The following is a 19,060-nucleotide window of genomic DNA, read 5'->3' as shown; positions in this document are numbered from 1 at the left end:
GAAATGACGATATTTCTCCTAACACTTTGTTTTGTCTCAACCTCATTTTTCTGCTTTTGGTGCTACTCCACATAGCGGACGTACCAATGCATATTTTTCATCTCGATTAACCGATTTTATGAAAGGTAGTAATTTGTCTGAGCGTGTTGTTGATGTTATTTTTTCGCTTTATGCACCTTTAGCATTTTCCCTTTAATCGGCGTATTTTTCATCGCTTTTAATACGCGGTCGCCTTTATGATTCAAAATATCAATATACGTACATGTATCTTGAATCGAGATAATGCCGATGTCCGTTGCTTCAATGCCGTCAATACGACAAAGCGTACCAACAAAGTCTACTGCACGTAGCTTTTTCTTTTTGCCACCGTTGAAATACAGCTTTAAAATACCTTCATTCACATGTTCAGCTTTTAGCTTTTTACGTGGTGGCAATGTACGCATTTTTTCTTCAAATGCTACATGTTGGTCTGCTGATACATCTGCTGGTACATCTACTTGTGTTAAAGAGAAGCCGATATATTCCTCCACTTGCGCTAAAAACTTATCTTCAAAAGGTGTCACAAATGTAATGGCTTTTCCGGTATTGCCGGCTCGTCCTGTTCGTCCAGTACGGTGCACATATGCTTCTACTTCTAATGGAATATCCACATTTACGACAAGCGATACATTTTCAATATCTAATCCACGTGCCGCGACATCTGTTGCAACTAAATAGCGAAAATCTCCTCGTTTAAAGTCACGAATTACATCTAAACGATCTTGCTGGTTCATACCACCGTGCAATAAATCACAGTTATAACCCTGTTCGTCTAAATAATCATAAAGCGCTTCTACACGGTCCTTTGTACGACAAAATAAAATACAGCTATCTGGATTGTCGGTCATTAATACATGGTTTAAATCGCGGTACGTATTGTCTTCGGTCACATTCATCCAATAATGCTCGATACGTTGCGCTGTAAAGCCTTGTGACTCAATTTCAACATGGCGTGGGTTATTTAAATAACGATTCGCAAGCTTTGTAACACTTTCTGGATATGTTGCTGAAAATAACAATGTCGTATGGGGGTGCTTAATGCTCGCTAAAATACCGTTCACTTGGTCAATAAAGCCCATATTTAACATTTCATCTGCTTCATCAAGCACAACGTAACGAATTTCATCTAGCTTTAACGTACCTCGATCAATATGGTCTTGCACACGTCCTGGCGTTCCGACAATAACATGTGTCTTTTGGCGTAACTGCGTCATTTGGTAACGAATTGGTTGCTTGCCGTATACCGCTACAGCGTTAATACGCTTAAAGCGACCAATCGCATGGAAATCCTCTTGTACTTGTACGGCAAGTTCACGCGTTGGCGTTAATACTAATGCTTGTGGCTTATTTTCTGACCAATCGATTTGTTCACAAATTGGAATGACATACGCTGCCGTTTTACCACTCCCTGTTTGCGCTCTTGCACGGACATCATGCCCTGCTAACACCGCTGGAATCACTTCTTGCTGTACAGGTGTTGGTGCTGTATAGCCGAGTTCCGTCAATGCGCGGTTTAGCTCCTGTTGTAATTGAAATTGTTTCATACCGTTCCTCTTTTCTTCTATGCTGTTGCTCATTATACATGGCTTCGTGCTGTAAGTCTTGCAATTAAACGTTGTCTTCTCTTTTTTAACGTCTCTATCGGCACGCCGAAACGAGCACTTATTTCCGCGTATGAGTAATTGTCTACGTATAAAGCATATAAAAAAGCGAGTTCCTCTTCAGATACATGTGCGACGATTTTTCGTTCGAATACTTCTTCAATATGGCGAGGAGTGCGTTCATCATGTGCCATTAACATTAATGTTTGTGGCTCAACAGGTACATGCTTCTTCGTGAATGCAGCATCGCGCCGCACTTCACGTAATAGAGCCGTTTTTATATACTGGTATGCACAATTACTAAATGGGCCTCTTGTGCTATCATATGCTTGTAATGCCTCATATAACGCTAATTCTGCATATACAAAAAATTCATGGCGACGATTTTTTGCCACGTATTGATACACCAACTTTGTCATTAACGGTTTGTATTGTGCTAACGCTTGCTGAAAATAGTAGAAATCCATGTCATCTGTACGTGTTACCTGCTGGAAATACGCCGAAATCCTAACATCCTCATTTAACATATGAAGCTCCTTATTGCTACATGTAACAAATATCATTCCTAGGTGCTTCCACTATAAATGTGTTTTTTGTCTTTTAATAACGCCCCAAATTTACATTTTGCTATGCTATTTTTTCGATAATGATTCAAAATAAAAATTTGAGCGCTTGTACGTAAAATATATTATGCTCTATTAATAAAACGTAAAGTTTTTTAATTATATGTATATCCCGTAAAAACCGCCTTTTTTTCCAAATAAATTTCGTTATAATACGAACATCAAAATCAGGATAGAGGAGGAAATATGATGTTTACGACTGGCTTCGTGAAACCATTTGATGACACATGTAAGAAAGAAATTATTGTTGTGAGTCCGATTGTCAAGCCACCTTATTATTGTGAAGTTTTTTATTTACATGCAGGTGCTCTTAAAAGTATGTATAGCGCAATGACTAGTCAGGAGTTTATAGAAACGTTTTTAAATGAGCAAGGGACGTCTATTCGTGGCAGTAAACATAGTATGCGCAACCTCACAGCGTTCGCTAAAAAAGTTCCCTTTTATGCACCGAAAACGAAGCAAGTTATTCACGAATATACCGTTTACGATGCCATTGATTCTCTGTATATATTCACGACGAAATATCAATTTAAAGAAATCTCTAAAAAGCGCTGTATTTTGTATGTCGCTGAACAACAATTCCATGTAAAAGCGTCTGCATTTCAATGCCGTGAGCAATGCTTGCGCGCTACATACGTAGCGAATTTATTTTGAAACAATACTTTTACGCTATCTCCTTTTTCCAATACTTTAGACCTAAGAAACTAAATGTTAAAAATATAACTTTTTTCATTATATAGCTGTTTTTCCTTTGGTCACTTTCCCTAAATGCTTTACACCCTATACAAACAGTATTATTTTTCTACTTTCTTAGCACATTCAAACTGAAAAAAGTAATGTTTTTTCTGAAAATTTGTATATACTATAACTATTCAGTTGTATAATTCTTATAATAAAAATCACTCATTATTTCATTATACACACAAAAAATTACTAAACATTTGCACTTATAAGTACTATAAAGGAGAACTCTATGAAGCAAGAACGCTCTATTGAAACACGCAATAAATTATTAAAAGCTGGCACAACAGTATTTTTATATAATGGTTTTACCCAAACAACAATGACACAAATTATTAAAGAAGCTGGTGTTGGGTACGGTACTGCCTATGTATACTTTAAAAACAAAGACGATTTACTACGCGTCATTATGGATGACACGATAGTTTCATTACAAGCAATCGGTTTAATGCCTTTTGTACCTTCGACAAAGCCGGAAGCTATTGACATTATTACGAAGCAACTGTGCCTTGTCATAGATGCTGCACTTCAACATCAACGTATGTTAAAAGTAGTGTATGAAGCAATCGGCTGTTCGCCACTTATCGCTGACTTTTGGAAGAAATTCCAAGATACCTTTAAATTAAGTATCGCTCGCGATATTCGCTACGTTCAAGAAATTGGCTTAGCACACCCTCATATCAATGCAGATGTTTTAGCACATCTATGGTATTCATTAAATGAACAAGTGATGTGGGATTTTGTATTACATAAAAACAACGCCAATCATGAAATGGATGAGGTTGTTGAGCTAATGGTTCATTTATATACTAATTCACTTTATAAATAAGCTTGTATACCACATAAAAACGCTAGCCGTTAAATAGACGGCTAGCGTTTTTTGTATTGAGTGCTTTGCGATTCATCATTTGGACAATAGGCATAGCCACAAAGAAAATAAAGAAAATCCGTACAAGTTGAAACAACGTCACAAAGGACACACTCGCGCCAACTGCTGCAGCTAAAATCCCCATTTGGTCTAAGCCACCTGGTGCTGTCGCTAAAAACGCTGTAGCAAAATGAATCGGCAACGCTTGCATTAATAACAAGGCGCCAATATACGTAATCAATAGTAATAGCGCTGCATTCAAAACCCCTGCTATTAATACTTTAGGCGATAATTTTAGCATATGAGGCTTCAATAATAATCCAATATAAGCACCGATACATAATTGTGCCAGTTGCTGCAGCGTTGTTGGTAATACTGGTAAATCAACACCATAAATTTTTAATACCATAACGACAATTACAGGCCCTAAAATATACGGGGTCGGTACACGTAAAAACGCTGCGAGCGGCACACCTATTACGCACACGCCGACTAACATCACAAGCGCAGGAACATCCGTGAATACAAATGGAACCGTAGGCGATTCTGTTGCATGTGGAGAAATAATAAATGGAATTAAAATAACAACGGCTAATACACGAATTACATGAAAATACGTCACTTGTGCGACATCAATATTTTTTTGCTCTACTGCAAACATAATGATTTGCGATAGACCACCTGGAATACTACAGACAAGCGCATTCATAAAGCTTTGTCCTGTCCAGCGTTGTGTAAGACGCGCAAGCATAAATGCGAATACTAATAAGCTAATATTGAGTACTACTAAATAGATAATTAGTTCTGCTACATTACTTTCTAAAAAAACATCTACTACAAATGCTTGCCCTATTGTTATACCAACTAAAACCATACCGCTATTACGCAGTGCGTGAGGCCAAGCTAAATTACGTAAAAAAAACTGACCGATTAGTACAAAGACAAGTGGCCCTAACATCCAAGGAATCGGTATCGACAACAATTGAAACACCATACCGCCTAAACATGCCAAAAAAAGCACTGTTAATGTTCCGATAACACTCCCCCCTTTTATTTTTCATCGTAGCATAAACGAAGAAAGAGGTATGAGAAATTGTATCATTTCTCATACCTCACTTATATACATACAGTCACTTTATTTCACGTATTAATTATTAATGTACAGTTCGTACACATGACCGAAATCTTTTTTCACATGTGCTGCACGTTGTTCCATTAACCAACGCTGTGAAAAGCTTGTAATTTCTTTAAATGACGAAGCTGGTGAAATGCTGTCATTGCCAATGCGTCCAAGTGCTGTCGTTGCTAATCGAAGCCCTTCTGTTGCCGCATCAAAATTATGGGCGTTATGTTTTTGTTCCATTGAAATCGCATGTAATGCTTTATATAAATCTTTAATTTCTGCAACAAACTTTTTATGAATATCTAATGATAGTGGCACATTGCCAATTGTAAATTTAATTTCTACATCTAAATCAATTGTTCCCGCTGTTTCAAGCTCGACATTCGCAATGGTATTGTACTCATAATCATAGCGACGTAATGTACGCTTTTTACTCATCGCGTTCGCACCGTCCACATGAATAAGCGCGTAATTCGTAAAGCAATATTCATCTGCTTTTGTCTTAATTAAAAAGTAAATCTTCTCGTCAATTTCATTAAAAATAAAATCATCCGAATCAGTTTGGTCGAATTGGTCACGTGGCACAACCACGCCAATATCGGATAAGCCTAACGCATCTGAAGCAATTTTTTTAAACATAGAATAACCTCCTAGAATGGTATAGTTATGTTACGTATGATAGAAACAAAAGGTTTCAATTCTTTTTTGGAGGGATTTCATGAACGAACGGATTTTAATTGTCGATGATGAGGCAGATATCGCGAAGTTAATGCAAGCAACACTACAACGAGAGGGCTACCAAAATATCGATATTGCCTATTCACTTGAACAAGGTTGGCATGCATTTACACGATATCAGCCAGATTTAGTATTGCTAGACGTGATGCTTCCAGATGGCGAAGGGTATGAGCTATGTAAAAAAATACGCACCGTTTCACATATCCCAATTTTATTTATGTCTGCTAAAACGGAGGAACTTGATAAAATTTTAGGTTTGGCAATTGGCGGCGATGATTATATTTCAAAGCCATTTAGCCCAAAGGAAGTAGCCTTCCGCGTCAAAGCCCATTTACGTCGCTCACGCTATTTACAAATACCAGAAACAACAGTGACGGAACAACCACCACTGACAGTCGGTCCTTTTGAAATAAATAGTGACCGCACAGAGATAACACGTAATGGTGAAGTACTCGACTTAACTGTAAAGGAACTTGGCTTACTGGTACAATTTTTAACGAATCCAAATCGCATTTTAAGTAAAGAAACATTATTTGAGCGTGTATGGGATGAAGCGTTTTTCGGCTCGGATAATACCGTTATGGTACATATTCGTCGCCTACGTGAAAAAATTGAACAAGACCCTTCACAGCCTCAATATTTAATTACGGTGAAAGGGCTTGGCTATAAATTTATGTTGCCGAAGTGAGGGAACTGCTATGCAATTTAAATTAACAAGTCGCTTTTTATTATCTGTTATTGCTATCGTCACACTCGTTATTATTGCCAATACGATATTTCTTCTTTATTTTATTGTACAGCAACAACGAAATGACCTTGACGAATTTAATACACATACAATTGAACAGTTTACACGTCAGTTTGACCAATATGTGACAGCTACAGATGGTATTGTCGTTGCGCCTGATGCCCTGTCACAACTCGACAACTATAACGCTTGGCTTCAAATCGTCAATAGTGATGGGCTTGTCGTGTATAACTATAACGCACCAGCTGATGCCCTTACAAAATATCGCCCAGTCGATACGATTCAAAATTACCGCTTCAAGGAGCAACATCAAACAACCGTTTTTGTCGGAGATGGTGAAGTATATAATTATATCATTGGGGTGAAAAATGCCGAGTTAAATCGCGTCGTTTTCACCTATGAAACATCATCCGTTATCGACGTCATGCAAAAGCTATTGATCGCGATAGCCATTATTGATTTGCTCATTATTTTAATGGTCGGCTGGATATTTAGTTTACCCATTACAAAACCTGTAGCGACATTAATTGAACGCATTCAGTTGTTAAAAACGAAGCAAACTACTGGAAAAGTACCGAAGCGCGGGCTGTATGCGCCAGTCTTTAACAATTTACAACAAGTAGCGACTGACTTGGCACAGGCTGATAAGGAACGCCAACAGCTAGAAACAATGCGCGAGGAATGGATTAGTAATGTGACGCACGATTTAAAAACACCGCTTGCGTCGATTCGTGGCTATGCCGAGCTATTAGATGATGCACACTTATCCGATGAAGAACGCCTCGACTATGCGAAGACCATTGAAAAACAAGCAGAGCATATGAAAAATTTAATTAATGATTTAAATTTAACGATGCGTCTACGGAATCAACAGCTTCCGATGTCACTTGAAATGGTCAATGTCGTGTCGTTTGTGCGAGAAATCGTGATTGATTTATTAAATGACCCGTTATATGCAGAACGAGATATTCAATTTGATACGCAACTAGATAGTTGGGTACGCGACATAGATGTTCATTATATGCGCCGTGCTCTACTCAATTTTATTTATAACGCACTGCATCATAATGATGCCTCAGTCGCCGTGTCGATTACTGTAACAAATAACTCCGTCATCATTCAAGATAACGGCAAAGGCATTCCAGCAGACGATGTTCATCATGTCTTTGAACGCTATTATCGCGGAACCAATACCGCACAAACAGATGGAACAGGGCTAGGTATGGCTATTGCACACGATATTGTTATCGCGCATAAAGGAACTGTGACACTCACAAGTTCAGAACATATTGGCACGACTGTAACCATTATGTTATTATAACGATGAAAATAGAAAGAGATTGGCATAGTACCCTATTTCTGATGAAAATAAGTTGATTGAGATGATGTTCCGACACAAGCGGCGACTTCAGCAGGAAAAGCAATGTTTTTCTGCGACGAGTAACCGCAGGAGCATGAGCTTTTAAAAGAGGAACATCTGCCAAAAACGCCACGTCGTGTGGCAAGGCAGATGTGACAAACATCGTGTTTGCCTCAAGCCATGCCTGCGAAACGCGTCCGCTATGTGGCGTAGCACCAAAAGCAAAGAAATATCCTTCAGCAGTTGTCGTTGCTGAAGGATATTTCTTTTTGTCTCAAGCTCTTTATTTTGTCCCAGCTTATTTTTACATTTTATTTACTGTAATTGTTGTTGTGCATTTTGTGGAATGTCCTCAAATTTCACTTCATCATACGATGTAACAACGTTGTCATCTTTTACATAAATACGTAAATATGCGCCTGCTCGTAACTGCTTAGCTGCGGATAGTTCGAGCACTTGCTCTTGTCCATTTTCATCATAGCTCGTGAAATCATACCAATAGCGCGTCATCACTTCACCTGTTGAAATAACGGTTTCTTCAATTTCTACTTCTTCGGTCACAACTGTATAGTAATGCTCTTTATTAAATCTGTTCCAATCCACTGATAAGATCGCATAGCCTGCTACTGCAAGCGCCGCAAAAATCGCGATAATTGTTACGATAAATTTTTTCATGTTGCACTCTCCTGTTTCACGACTTTATAAAAATTCCAAACGGTAAAGACATAATACACCATATAAATACATGCATATACCGCCATCCAAACGAGTACCGGCTTTGTCACATCCATCATAAAGATTTGTCCAAATGCTGATAATGCTACCGCTCCGTGCAATAATCCTGCAATTAATGGTAAGCCAAACACAAAGCCAACTTGTGTACTAATCGTTTGTAATAATGCCCTCTTACTAATACCGATTTTATATAAAATCGCATATTTTTCGCGGTCTTCTTCCGCTTCTGTTAACGCTTTAAAATAAATAATCGACCCTGTAGCTGTTAAAAAGACAAGTCCTAAAAAGCTACCTACAAATAATAACGACCCTGCTGCTGAAAGACCTGCCGCATAATCACGTGGATAGCTTGTCAGCTGTGCTTCTTCCGGCAATATCGCTTCTAACTGTTGAGATAACGCTTGTTGATCTTTTTCGTCTGTATAACTGTAAAGCTGTGCGGTTTGTGTTGCGTGATACATCGCAAATTCAGTATCTGGCACAACGAGTGTTTGCCAAGCGATATACGTATTTAAAACAGATTGGTCCACAATTGCTGTAATCGTTAAAGATGCGCCACTACTCGGCTGAGTTAACTGCTGTCCTGCTTGAACCGGTGAAAATTCCTCTGTATAAAATGGGTCGAGTAATATATATTCTCCCGCAACGATTTCTTGCTGCTGTAGCTGTGCTAAACGCTCATACATACTATGGCTAATAACCGAGTACTGTATCTCTTGCTCCTCCATGATAAAGCGTTGTTCAGCAAAATTAATTGTTTCATCATATTGTTGATTCGCTGTCGGCATTGCAACATCTTCACCTATCCACATAAAGGTGTTCGGATTTGCCTCTTTCGTCGATTCGCCGGTCATATAGTAAAGGCTATAAACCGCTCCACCTGCTGTAATCGTTGTCGCACTTAAAATCGCAATCATCGTAAATGATTTCGCATTGCCACGAACACGATACAATAGCTGAGAAACCGTCATTAAATTAACGCCCTTCCACGACCAACTACGCACCTTTTTTAATAGTGTTAATAAATAAACTGTCACGCTATTAAATAATAAATACGTCCCGACAATGGTTAGCGCAATGACGACTAACGGTACTGTTACATAACCCATCAACTTCCATAGCTCGGATGTGAAAATATTTGTCAGTGATAAGTAATACGCAAATGCGAGTAACGCAATGCCGACAACTGCTGAAATAGCGGAAGCTCTTGGCATATCTTCACCCTTTTTAGCGGCATGAAATAGATCAATTAACTGAAATTGATAAATGACACGGTATCCTTGTAGCGATGTAATGATGAATAACACCATAAAAATAAGCGCCGTTTGTTGCACAGCTTCCCATGACAACACAAAGTTTGCGATAACATCATAGCCCATTAACTGCACTAAAATGGTTAATAAACCTTTTGATAATAAAAAGCCAATCATAATCCCGACACATAGTGCGAGAATACCCATCATTAAATTTTCAAAAAAAAGCATAAAGCCGATCTTCTTTTTGCGCATCCCTAATAATGAATAAAGTGCTACTTCCTTTTTTCGCTTGCGCATAAAAAAGCCATTTGAATAAAAGATAAAGATCGCGACAAAGAAGATTAATACAAATGCAGAAGCGCCCATAATGCTATCCACTTTTGTATCCGTTTGCGTTAGTGTCGCAATATCATCACTATATTTCAATGTCATAAAGGTAAAATAAATAACAATCGAAAAGACCATTGAGCCAAAATATAATCCATAGCTCGATAAATTACGTATTATATTTTTACGCGCTAAACTAAATAACGTCATCAATGTCACCGCCAATTTGCCCTAACATTTGTAGCACATCTTCGAAAAATTGCTTACGTGTTTTTGTGCCCTTAAAAATCTCTGTCGCTAACTGTCCATCTTGTATAAAAATAATGCGACGGCAAAAGCTTGCTGCATAAGCATCGTGCGTTACCATCATAATTGTAGATTCTTTTTCTTCATTTAATCGCACTAAGCTATTTAATAACTCTGTTGCCGATTTTGAATCAAGTGCACCAGTTGGTTCATCTGCTAAAATCAATTTCGGCTCTGTGACAAGTGCGCGTGATGCCGCTGTTCGTTGCTTTTGTCCACCTGAAATTTGATACGGATATTTATCAAGTAATGCTTCAATGCCAAACAATGTTGCGATTGTTTGTACTTGCTGTTCAATTTCATTTACAGGACGTTTCGCAATGGCTAATGGCAGCACAATATTTTCACGTACCGTTAATGAATCAAGTAAATTATAGTCTTGAAAAATAAAGCCGAGATGGTCACGGCGAAAATCTGCTAGTGCATCCGCGTTCATCTGAGAAATGTTTGTGCCATCGATAATAATGTCACCCGAAGTTGGTGTATCAATCGTTGCGAGCATATTTAATAATGTCGATTTCCCCGCACCTGATGCTCCCATAATGCCGACAAACTCTCCTGTTTCAATCGTAAAGTTAATATTGTTTAACGCCTGAAATGTTGTACCGGCCGTTCCATATGTTTTTGTTAGTGCATTTACATGTAATAATGCTTCCATCTATTTTCCCGTCCCTTCGTCTAACGCTTATATTAATTGTATAACTTCATCCTTACACAAAATTTGTCGTAACCTTACAACAACCTTAAATAATAACTTTACAAAGGATTAACATTTTTAACATTTGGGAATAGAGCATTACAGCAAAATAGGGGAGGATTCTACAATGAAACGTTACTTACGAATTGTGTTCTCGTTGTCCTTTGCCTTTGGAACGATGTTTAATGTAGGGATTGTTGGCTTTTAACATCCTACATGGAAAAGAGCTTGTCCAAGAAACTCTTCCTTGGACAAGCTCTTTTCCTTACTTTACATACTTACGTGCCATTTGTTGAAGCGGGTCCCACACACCGTTATATGGTGGTGCATAACTTAAATCTAAATCAAGCAAATCTTCTATATGCATATTGGCGACAAGCGCAGTCGCAAACACATCGATACGTTTATCGACGCCTTCCCCTCCAACAATTTGTAAACCGAGCAGTTCATGTGTTTTTTCATGCACCCACATACACATATGCAATTGTTCAACATGTGGATAATAACCGGCATGATTATTCGCCGTTGTACGCAGCACATGTACCGGTGTACCTAGCTCAGTAATCGCTGCATGATTCGCACCCGTTTGCCCAATCGTTAGATCAAAAAACTTTAAAACTGATGTGCCAACAATCCCTTTAAACACCGCCTGTTGTCCACTCATCACGCGCCCTGCAATACGCCCTTGTTTATTCGCTGTCGTGCCTAACGGAATATAGGTATGACGATTCGCATTGCGTAAATGATGCGTCGCACAATCCCCTGCTGCGTAAACATTCGCGATATTCGTTTCCATTTGTCCATTCACAATTACCGCTCCGTTATCGAATAAGTGAATGCCTGTTCCTTCTAGAAACTGTGTATTCGGGCGAACGCCTGTCGCGACAATTACAACATCGGTTGCTAGCTCCCCTGCTGTTGTACAAACAGCTTCAACACGCGAGTCTCCGATAAATCCTAATGTATTTGTATTTAAGCGTACATCAATACCTTGTCGCTCTGCCTCTTCTAAAATGTGTACCGCAAGCTGTTCATCAACAGTGCTCATTAACTGCTTTCCTCGTTGAATTAGACGCACAGCTAACCCGCGTTTTTTTAATGTTTCAGCTACCTCTAACGCAATATAGCCTGCACCAATAACGGTCGCATGCTTCGCTTCCACTACATCTTCTAGTAACGCATGCATTTGCGGAATCGTTTTCACAGTATGTATACCTTGTAAGGAACGGTTCTCCCAATTCGGCATCGTCGGGCTCGCACCTGATGCAATTAATAATTTATCGTAATGAATCGTAAATGGTTCATTTGTCGTCGTATGTATACCTGTTACGATTTGTTGCTGCACATCGACTGCTGTCACCTCGTGATATGTTCTTGCATCAATGCCCTGCTCGCGAAACGCTTCGACACTTCTCGCAATTAACTCATCTGTATGTGCAATAGAGCCATCAATTACATACGGTAAGCCACACTGACCGTATGAATAAATTCCACCTTTTTCTAGTACTGTTATATTCGCCTCGTATGGACTGCGTACAATTTCCATCGCCGCACTCATACCGGCTGCGTCTCCTCCAATAATGACAATGTTCATCGTTCATCCCTCCTAATGGCGTTATTCCCGTTTTCAGTAAAATTAATCGCCTTCCTAAAGACAAGACTTACTCCGCCTCATGCGCAAGTAAGTCCTGTTGTTGTTATTTTTTTGTACCACGTAAACGAGCGGCTTTGTCGATATAGTAACGTCGTTTTCCTCGTCCAATTAACACCCAAACAATATGCAACACAATGGTTACATACAATACGACTGCCACAATAAAGGTAATTAATGTTGTAAAGACCGCAATCACATAATAATCACTTTCCATATTTAATGGGAAGCTATTTAATACTTCAATTACTTTAAAAGTACAGTATGTCGCAAAGATCGAGATGTAGCGGCGCACTGTATTCGTCACATTGGCGTTGCCATCCTCATCCACCATGCGGAATTTCAGCAATAACATACCTGGTGTTGCGCCACCTGTTGCAATCGGTACAATTGCAAATACAACTGCGTACATGAGGAGCATATAAAAAAGGCTTGAGACAGAAGCCAAAAAACAGCAAACTGACAGATGTCGGTTTGCTGTTTTATTGATATTGTTTAATGAAAAAATAGTCGTTGGCAGGACACGCAACATAGCGCTCAAAATCAAATTATGTCCTACGCTCCGTTCATTCATTATGCCTCTTCGTTTGGACGTGTTAATTCTTCTTGGCAAAACGCTAAAATTTCTGCTTCTTCATCTTCATCTAATGCGAAATCTAAAAAGCTTTGGTCTGCCTTATCAATTAAAAAATAACTTTTTAATGAATATACACCGTCTAATTCACCAATAATGACGCGAATTTCAATGCCCATTTCACGATAGAGCTCGTCCTCTTCGTCAATGTCTACATCGATTAAAAATTCATAACGCTTGCCCTCGATAATATTTGTTGGGTCTTTAATTTGTTCTACTGAGTATTGTGTAATTTCCATGAAGTTGTAACTCCTCCGTCATCGTTTCTTTTATCATAACGCAAATCAGCGCACGGTCAACTATTTACGATATACTAAACGTACAAACTACTTTGGAGGTCTACATATGAAAGATTTACTTTATTATCAAGATGCCTATATTTGTCAGTTCGATGCCAGCGTTACAACGAGCGGACAAGATGAATACGGCGCATACGTTGTGCTCTCAAACACTGCCTTTTATCCAACAGGTGGCGGTCAACCACATGACATCGGTACATTAAATGGTGTGGCAGTAACGAACGTTGAAAAAGTGGATGATGAGGTGCGTCACTACGTCACATCAACTGTCACTGGAGATGTTCATGGGGAAATTGACTGGACACGCCGCTTCGACTTTATGCAACAACATGCCGGTCAACATATTTTAACGGCAGCTTTTGTTGAACTATTCGACTTGCCAACTGTCAGCTTCCACTTAGGCTCGGATACGGTAACCATCGATATTGCAGCAGATAGCATTTCCGCTGAACAGCTAGCCATGGTTGAAGCACGTGCAAACGACATCATTATCGAAAACCGTCCAATTACAACGACATGGGTTACGCGCGATGAACTGAGCCAATACCCATTACGTAAAGATATTGCCGTTGATGATGATGACATTCGTTTAGTCATTATTCCAGACTATGACTATAACGGTTGTGGCGGTACGCACCCGACAGCAACAGGACAAGTGCAAATGATTAAAGTATTATTCGTTGAAAAAATGAAAAAGCAAAGCCGCGTCCATTTTGTTTGTGGCAAACGTGTTTTTAACGCGCTTCATATGCGAAAACATGTGTTAAGTGATGTTGCCCGACAATTAAGTGTGCCGGAAGAAGAAGCGGCAACGGCTCTTCAAAAGGTGATGACCGCTGCAAAAAAAGCCGAAAAGCAATTACAGGACGCACAAGATACTTTACTAGAGCAGCAAGCAGCACAGCTTGCGACACAAACAATCGTAGCACACGCTTTTACGAACTATTCTATGCAACAACTCCAAAAGGTCGCACGTACGATTACAACGATTAACCCCGATGCACAGGCGTTTATTGCATCGCAAAATGACGATAAACTACAATTTGTTGCAGCACGAGGCGCAAATATAGAACGTAGTATGAAAGATATTTCCGCAGCCGTTTTACCAACGATAAATGGTAAAGGTGGCGGTAGTGACCAATTCGTGCAAGGTGGCTGTGAACCAACAATTACAGCCGATGAACTTGTCCAACTAATGGCGAACGCATAAGCATATGAAAAGGAAGAGTGGTCCGAAACTAGTGTCTCGGACCACTCTTCCTTTATGATTTTCGTAATTCTACAACAACAATTTCTGGTAAATTAAAAATACGATATGGGACAACGCTATTACCTAAGCCGCGACTTAAGTACATCGTCGTTGTTCCTTCATCATAGCGACCGCTTGTATATTGCGGGAAATATCCTTGTCCTGGCGCAATCAATCCACCGACAAATGGAATGCGAATTTGCCCACCGTGCGCATGTCCCGTAAAGACCACATCCGCTTCGCTTTGACCGTATAACGCTACCATTTCTGGTCGGTGTGCTAACAGTAATGAAAATTGTGCGTCCGGTACATCATGAAAGGCTTGTACTAGCATCTCTTCTGTTGGTGTATTCATTAATGGATCTTCAATCCCTGCAATCGTCATTGTTTGTGCTACTCGCGTTAATGTCACCGCTTCATTTTTTAATGTTTCAACCCCGAGTGCTTCCAAACGAGCATAAATATCGTCTACTAAGTTTGTGGCCACCTCGTGATTCCCAAGTACATAATAGACAGGTGCCATGTCGACAAATGCCTCTACTGCTTGTAAGCTTTGCTCTAAATCATAGCGATTGCTATCAATTAAATCTCCCGTTAAAAAAATAGCATCTGGCTGCTGTTGTTCTACTTTGTTGATAAGACGTTGTTGCTGACTGCCAAATTGTGCGTCATGTAAGTCAGATACTTGAACAATACGAAAGCCATCAAAGCTTTCTGGTATTTCCTCTGCTTCATACACATACTCCGTTGTCACTAACCACTGATTGTTGACCTCTAAAAAAATATAGCCACCTAGTAGTATGACCACAATCCATACTATTTTTTTCACGTTCAACCGCTCTTTTCTACATAAGTTTCATAATGTTCTTATCATAGACATTTGTGCGAATTGTCGCAAGTAGTTGCCATATTACATTTTCATGACGATTCTATATACGATGAACAGCATTTAAAGCAATAGGAAAAGTCCTCCAGCAATGACTACTGCCGAAGGACTTCTTTTATGTGCAAAACTGCACCATGTAGCAAATGCTCTAGCGAATTTTCACGACCAAGATGCACATACCACCGGGTCATCCCACATACTATGCATTCGCGTTTCTTGCGCGCTCTACTTCATCACGCTCTAAATGCTCTACTTCATCTGCAAATAAAATTGTTTTTAGCTCATCCTCTTCTGATTCGTCAGCTAATGGCACGCGCGAACGGTACGCAGCACGACATATTAAATGACCCGCAACTGGTGCTGTAATAAAGACGAACATAATACCTAGTAATAGACGGATGCTAATATAACCGTCCGTTAACCAAAAATGAATAAACGCCCCCATTAAACACATTAATACCGAAAGCGTTGCACTTTTCGTTGCTGCATGTGAACGTGTATAAACATCAGGCAAACGAATCATCCCAATCGCACTAAGCACGGCAACAATCGAGGCCACTAAAATCATGATGACGGCCATCCATTCAATCATTTCGCTTACGCTCAATTAACACACCCCTTTCGATATATTTCGAGAAGGAAATGGTCCCGATAAACGATAAAATCCCTAAAATTAAAATGGCATCTAAAAACGCCTTTGTACTTAAAAGTACAGACACAATTGCAATGGAAGAAATCAAATTCACCGCAATTGTATCTAACGCGATGGCACGGTCAGGCATTGACGGCCCTTTGACGATTCGGTAAACCGATAATGCAATCGCAACAAAAAATAAGGCAACTGCGAGCAATAAAATGGTTTCTTTCATTAGCGGGTCACCTCCATAATGGCGTGCTCAAATTTACCAATTGAACGAATAATTTGCTCCTTCGTTTCTTCTATATCCATCGCATGAATATAAAACACTTTACTATCTTCTGATAGCTCCATTACGACAGAACCAGGTGTTAATGTTAACAACAACGCGAGCGCTGTTACTTCCCAGTCTCCCTCTAAACGTGTTTCATATGTGAAGATACCAGGTTTAATATTTAATTTTGGTGTAACAATTTGACGCATTACCGCGATACTTGATGATAATAATTCACGAATAAATAACCATACGAGCGCAATAATGCACCATAAGCGTCGCAAGTAAAAACGTGTGCCGTAAAAACGATGCATGACATATAAAATCACAACACCGATTAAATAACCGCTAATAAAGGTCGTCACCTTAAAATAATCTTCATCTTTTAGTAACGTCCAGAGTAACGCAATAAATAAGTTTAAAATAAATTGTGCCATGTGCTCACCCCTTTACTCGTTCCCTTGTGGCATTACCGCATCAATATAAATTGATGGGTCCACAAGAACTGCAGCCGCTGCTTCAACAAACGGCATAATGTAGTTTGCACCGAGTCCTAAAAAGATAACACACGCAGCTAGTAAAACTAATGAGCCCATCATCCCTTTACGAATTGGCACTTCATCTTCCATGACAATAATTGTTTCACCAAAGAATGATGCTAGGAAAATACGGAGCAATGAATACAATACTGCAATACTTGATAAGAAGCCGACAATTAATAAAATGTAATCGCCACCTGCAATCGCACCTTGTCCGATTAACACTTTACCGATAAAGCCACTAAGTGGTGGAATCCCAACAAGTGCACATAATCCTAAAAAGTATAACCAACCAAATAACGGATAGTTACGAATTAACCCCGACATATTTTTCACGATTGTTTCGCCCGTTAAATACACCATCATACCGATACATAAGAACAGTAACGCTTTTGCGACCATATCATGCATTAAATAATACACCGCACCCATCAATGCTTGTTCATTGCCGATTGCTAAACCAATCATAATAAAGCCGACACCGATAATAACGTTATAGGTCGCGATTGTTTTCACATCGCGTCCACCCATCGCGCCTGCCATACCTGCTAGCAGTGTAATGACCGCCATCACCCCGATAATCGTGTGCGTTATGTCCGGCTGATTTGGGAACATTAGCGTAAATGTACGAATCAGCGCATACATCCCTACTTTCGTAAGTAGCGCAGCGAATAATGCCGCAACCGATGTTGGTGGTACACTATATGAACCAGGTAACCAGAAGAATAATAGTAAGCCCGCCTTCAAGCTAAAGACAATTAAAAATACGAGTGAAATCGTCGTTAGTACTGGGTCTTGTCCAGCTTCTGCAACACGCATTGAAATATGCGCCATATTTAACGTTCCAACCGCACCGTATAAATACGCAAGTGCCACTAAGAACATCCAAGAAGCAACAACATTAATAAGTACATATTTTAACGACTCGCGTAATTGACGCTTACCGCCACCAAGTGCCACTAACACATAAGAAGCGAGTAGCATTACCTCGAAGCATACAAACAAGTTGAAAATATCCCCTGTTAAAAATGAACCGTTTACCCCTGCAACAAGCAGTAGTACAAATGAATAAAAGAACATCTTTTCATGCGCTTCACCAATTGTTGAGAACGCATAAATTAAACACGCTGCCGTCACAATACTTGCTACAAGTACAAGCAATAATGCAAAAGCATCGCCAACAAATAAAATACCAAATGGCGGTAGCCAGCCGCTAAAATCAAGGCGCATAATACCGTTATTCTTTACTTCTACTAATAAAAAGCCGCTAATTAAAATGATAACACCCATTGTGATTAAACTAATGACACGCTGCATACGTACATTATCGCGTAAAAACACTAAAATAATTGCTGTCATAATGGGAATAATCATTGGGGCAATTAATAAATTACTCATCTGCATTACCTCGCAGTTCCTGAAGGTCATCCGTTTTATTTGTACCGTACGTACGGAATGCTAATACAAGTACAAATGCTGTTACCGCAAAACTAATAACAATCGCCGTTAAAATAAGCGCCTGTGGTAACGCATCTGTATACGGCCCTTCTGAATCGCTCAGTAACGGTACATTCCCTTGCTTTAAACTCCCCATTGTCAAAATAAGTAAATGCACCGCATGTGATAAAATCGCCGTGCCTAAAATGACACGAATAATATTACGAGAGAGAATTAAATACGTTGCCACTGCGACTAAAACGCCGACTAAGATGACCATTACCGATTCCAT

The 19,060-nt window shown here is 39.5% G+C and carries 21 protein-coding genes; 5 read left to right on the top strand and 16 right to left on the bottom strand.

Annotation, left to right across the window (positions count from 1 at the left end):
* Nucleotides 1–155: 155 nt before the first annotated feature.
* Entirely contained in the window at nt 156–1,583 is a 1,428-nt protein-coding gene (locus tag A6M13_RS07620; RefSeq protein WP_066544661.1) for a DEAD/DEAH box helicase, read from the bottom strand.
* Nucleotides 1,584–1,615: 32 nt separating this feature from the next.
* On the bottom strand, nt 1,616–2,167 hold the full coding sequence (locus tag A6M13_RS07615) for a sigma-70 family RNA polymerase sigma factor (RefSeq protein ID WP_066544658.1): 552 nt from the start codon (nt 2,165–2,167) through the stop codon (nt 1,616–1,618).
* 282 nt (nt 2,168–2,449) lie between these two features.
* On the opposite strand from A6M13_RS07615, the gene A6M13_RS07610 reads away from it, so the two are divergent.
* Both A6M13_RS07610 and A6M13_RS07605 read left to right on the top strand, forming a co-directional pair.
* Nucleotides 2,450–2,917 (top strand): hypothetical protein, encoded by a 468-nt coding sequence (locus A6M13_RS07610; RefSeq protein ID WP_141680918.1) that lies wholly within the window; start codon nt 2,450–2,452, stop codon nt 2,915–2,917.
* A 319-nt stretch (nt 2,918–3,236) separates the two neighbouring features.
* On the top strand, nt 3,237–3,833 hold the full coding sequence (locus tag A6M13_RS07605) for a TetR/AcrR family transcriptional regulator (RefSeq protein ID WP_083998272.1): 597 nt from the start codon (nt 3,237–3,239) through the stop codon (nt 3,831–3,833).
* A gap of 22 nt (nt 3,834–3,855) precedes the next feature.
* On the opposite strand, the gene A6M13_RS07600 is transcribed toward A6M13_RS07605, so the two are convergent.
* Nucleotides 3,856–4,893, bottom strand: coding sequence for an AbrB family transcriptional regulator (locus tag A6M13_RS07600; protein WP_281181713.1), 1,038 nt, complete (start codon nt 4,891–4,893; stop codon nt 3,856–3,858).
* A gap of 126 nt (nt 4,894–5,019) precedes the next feature.
* Nucleotides 5,020–5,634, bottom strand: a complete 615-nt coding sequence (locus tag A6M13_RS07595) for a PH domain-containing protein (protein WP_066544652.1) — start codon at nt 5,632–5,634, stop codon at nt 5,020–5,022.
* 79 nt (nt 5,635–5,713) lie between these two features.
* Here A6M13_RS07595 and A6M13_RS07590 point away from each other — a divergent pair, with 79 nt between their 5' ends.
* Both A6M13_RS07590 and A6M13_RS07585 read left to right on the top strand, forming a co-directional pair.
* Nucleotides 5,714–6,421 carry a response regulator transcription factor gene (locus A6M13_RS07590; RefSeq protein WP_066544651.1) on the top strand — a complete coding sequence of 236 codons (708 nt, stop codon included), beginning with the start codon at nt 5,714–5,716 and terminating at the stop codon, nt 6,419–6,421.
* A gap of 10 nt (nt 6,422–6,431) precedes the next feature.
* Nucleotides 6,432–7,802 (top strand): sensor histidine kinase, encoded by a 1,371-nt coding sequence (locus tag A6M13_RS07585; protein WP_066544649.1) that lies wholly within the window; start codon nt 6,432–6,434, stop codon nt 7,800–7,802.
* Nucleotides 7,803–8,156: 354 nt separating this feature from the next.
* Here A6M13_RS07585 and A6M13_RS07575 read toward each other — a convergent pair whose 3' ends face one another.
* From A6M13_RS07575 to A6M13_RS07550, 6 genes are all read right to left on the bottom strand, one after another.
* On the bottom strand, nt 8,157–8,516 hold the full coding sequence (locus tag A6M13_RS07575) for a YxeA family protein (protein WP_066544646.1): 360 nt from the start codon (nt 8,514–8,516) through the stop codon (nt 8,157–8,159).
* Nucleotides 8,513–10,369, bottom strand: coding sequence for an ABC transporter permease (locus tag A6M13_RS07570; protein ID WP_066544644.1), 1,857 nt, complete (start codon nt 10,367–10,369; stop codon nt 8,513–8,515). The genes A6M13_RS07575 and A6M13_RS07570 overlap by 4 nt, the downstream gene beginning before the upstream one ends.
* Nucleotides 10,356–11,123, bottom strand: a complete 768-nt coding sequence (locus A6M13_RS07565; protein WP_066544642.1) for an ABC transporter ATP-binding protein — start codon at nt 11,121–11,123, stop codon at nt 10,356–10,358. Before A6M13_RS07565 ends, A6M13_RS07570 begins: the two co-directional genes overlap by 14 nt.
* 304 nt (nt 11,124–11,427) lie before the next feature.
* Nucleotides 11,428–12,756 (bottom strand): FAD-dependent oxidoreductase, encoded by a 1,329-nt coding sequence (locus tag A6M13_RS07560; RefSeq protein WP_066544640.1) that lies wholly within the window; start codon nt 12,754–12,756, stop codon nt 11,428–11,430.
* A gap of 103 nt (nt 12,757–12,859) precedes the next feature.
* The gene (locus tag A6M13_RS07555; protein ID WP_342669474.1) at nt 12,860–13,234 is read right to left on the bottom strand and encodes an RDD family protein; all 375 of its coding nucleotides are present in this window, start codon (nt 13,232–13,234) and stop codon (nt 12,860–12,862) included.
* Nucleotides 13,235–13,386: 152 nt separating this feature from the next.
* Nucleotides 13,387–13,686, bottom strand: a complete 300-nt coding sequence (locus tag A6M13_RS07550) for a DUF6509 family protein (RefSeq protein WP_066544636.1) — start codon at nt 13,684–13,686, stop codon at nt 13,387–13,389.
* Between the two features lie 106 nt (nt 13,687–13,792).
* Between A6M13_RS07550 and A6M13_RS07545 the strand changes: the two genes are divergently transcribed.
* Entirely contained in the window at nt 13,793–14,956 is a 1,164-nt protein-coding gene (locus A6M13_RS07545) for an alanyl-tRNA editing protein (RefSeq protein WP_066544634.1), read from the top strand.
* 52 nt (nt 14,957–15,008) lie between these two features.
* On the opposite strand, the gene A6M13_RS07540 is transcribed toward A6M13_RS07545, so the two are convergent.
* The 6 genes from A6M13_RS07540 to A6M13_RS07515 form a co-directional block, all read right to left on the bottom strand.
* Nucleotides 15,009–15,824 (bottom strand): metallophosphoesterase, encoded by an 816-nt coding sequence (locus A6M13_RS07540; protein ID WP_066544630.1) that lies wholly within the window; start codon nt 15,822–15,824, stop codon nt 15,009–15,011.
* A 256-nt stretch (nt 15,825–16,080) separates the two neighbouring features.
* Nucleotides 16,081–16,488, bottom strand: a complete 408-nt coding sequence (locus tag A6M13_RS07535; protein ID WP_066544628.1) for a Na+/H+ antiporter subunit G — start codon at nt 16,486–16,488, stop codon at nt 16,081–16,083.
* Complete coding sequence (locus tag A6M13_RS07530; protein ID WP_066544626.1) at nt 16,466–16,750, bottom strand: Na(+)/H(+) antiporter subunit F1; 285 nt, start codon at nt 16,748–16,750, stop codon at nt 16,466–16,468. Before A6M13_RS07530 ends, A6M13_RS07535 begins: the two co-directional genes overlap by 23 nt.
* On the bottom strand, nt 16,750–17,229 hold the full coding sequence (locus A6M13_RS07525) for a Na+/H+ antiporter subunit E (RefSeq protein ID WP_066544624.1): 480 nt from the start codon (nt 17,227–17,229) through the stop codon (nt 16,750–16,752). The genes A6M13_RS07530 and A6M13_RS07525 overlap by 1 nt, the downstream gene beginning before the upstream one ends.
* A 12-nt stretch (nt 17,230–17,241) precedes the next feature.
* Entirely contained in the window at nt 17,242–18,729 is a 1,488-nt protein-coding gene (locus A6M13_RS07520) for a Na+/H+ antiporter subunit D (protein ID WP_066544622.1), read from the bottom strand.
* Nucleotides 18,722–19,060 carry a Na(+)/H(+) antiporter subunit C gene (locus A6M13_RS07515; protein WP_066544620.1) on the bottom strand — a complete coding sequence of 113 codons (339 nt, stop codon included), beginning with the start codon at nt 19,058–19,060 and terminating at the stop codon, nt 18,722–18,724. Before A6M13_RS07515 ends, A6M13_RS07520 begins: the two co-directional genes overlap by 8 nt.

Origin of the sequence: Caryophanon tenue, from assembly GCF_001700315.1 — a bacterium.
GTDB lineage: Bacteria > Bacillota > Bacilli > Bacillales_A > Planococcaceae > Caryophanon > Caryophanon tenue.
The sequence above is the reverse complement of the archived record's forward strand: the minus strand, read 5'-3'. Positions and strand labels throughout refer to the sequence as shown.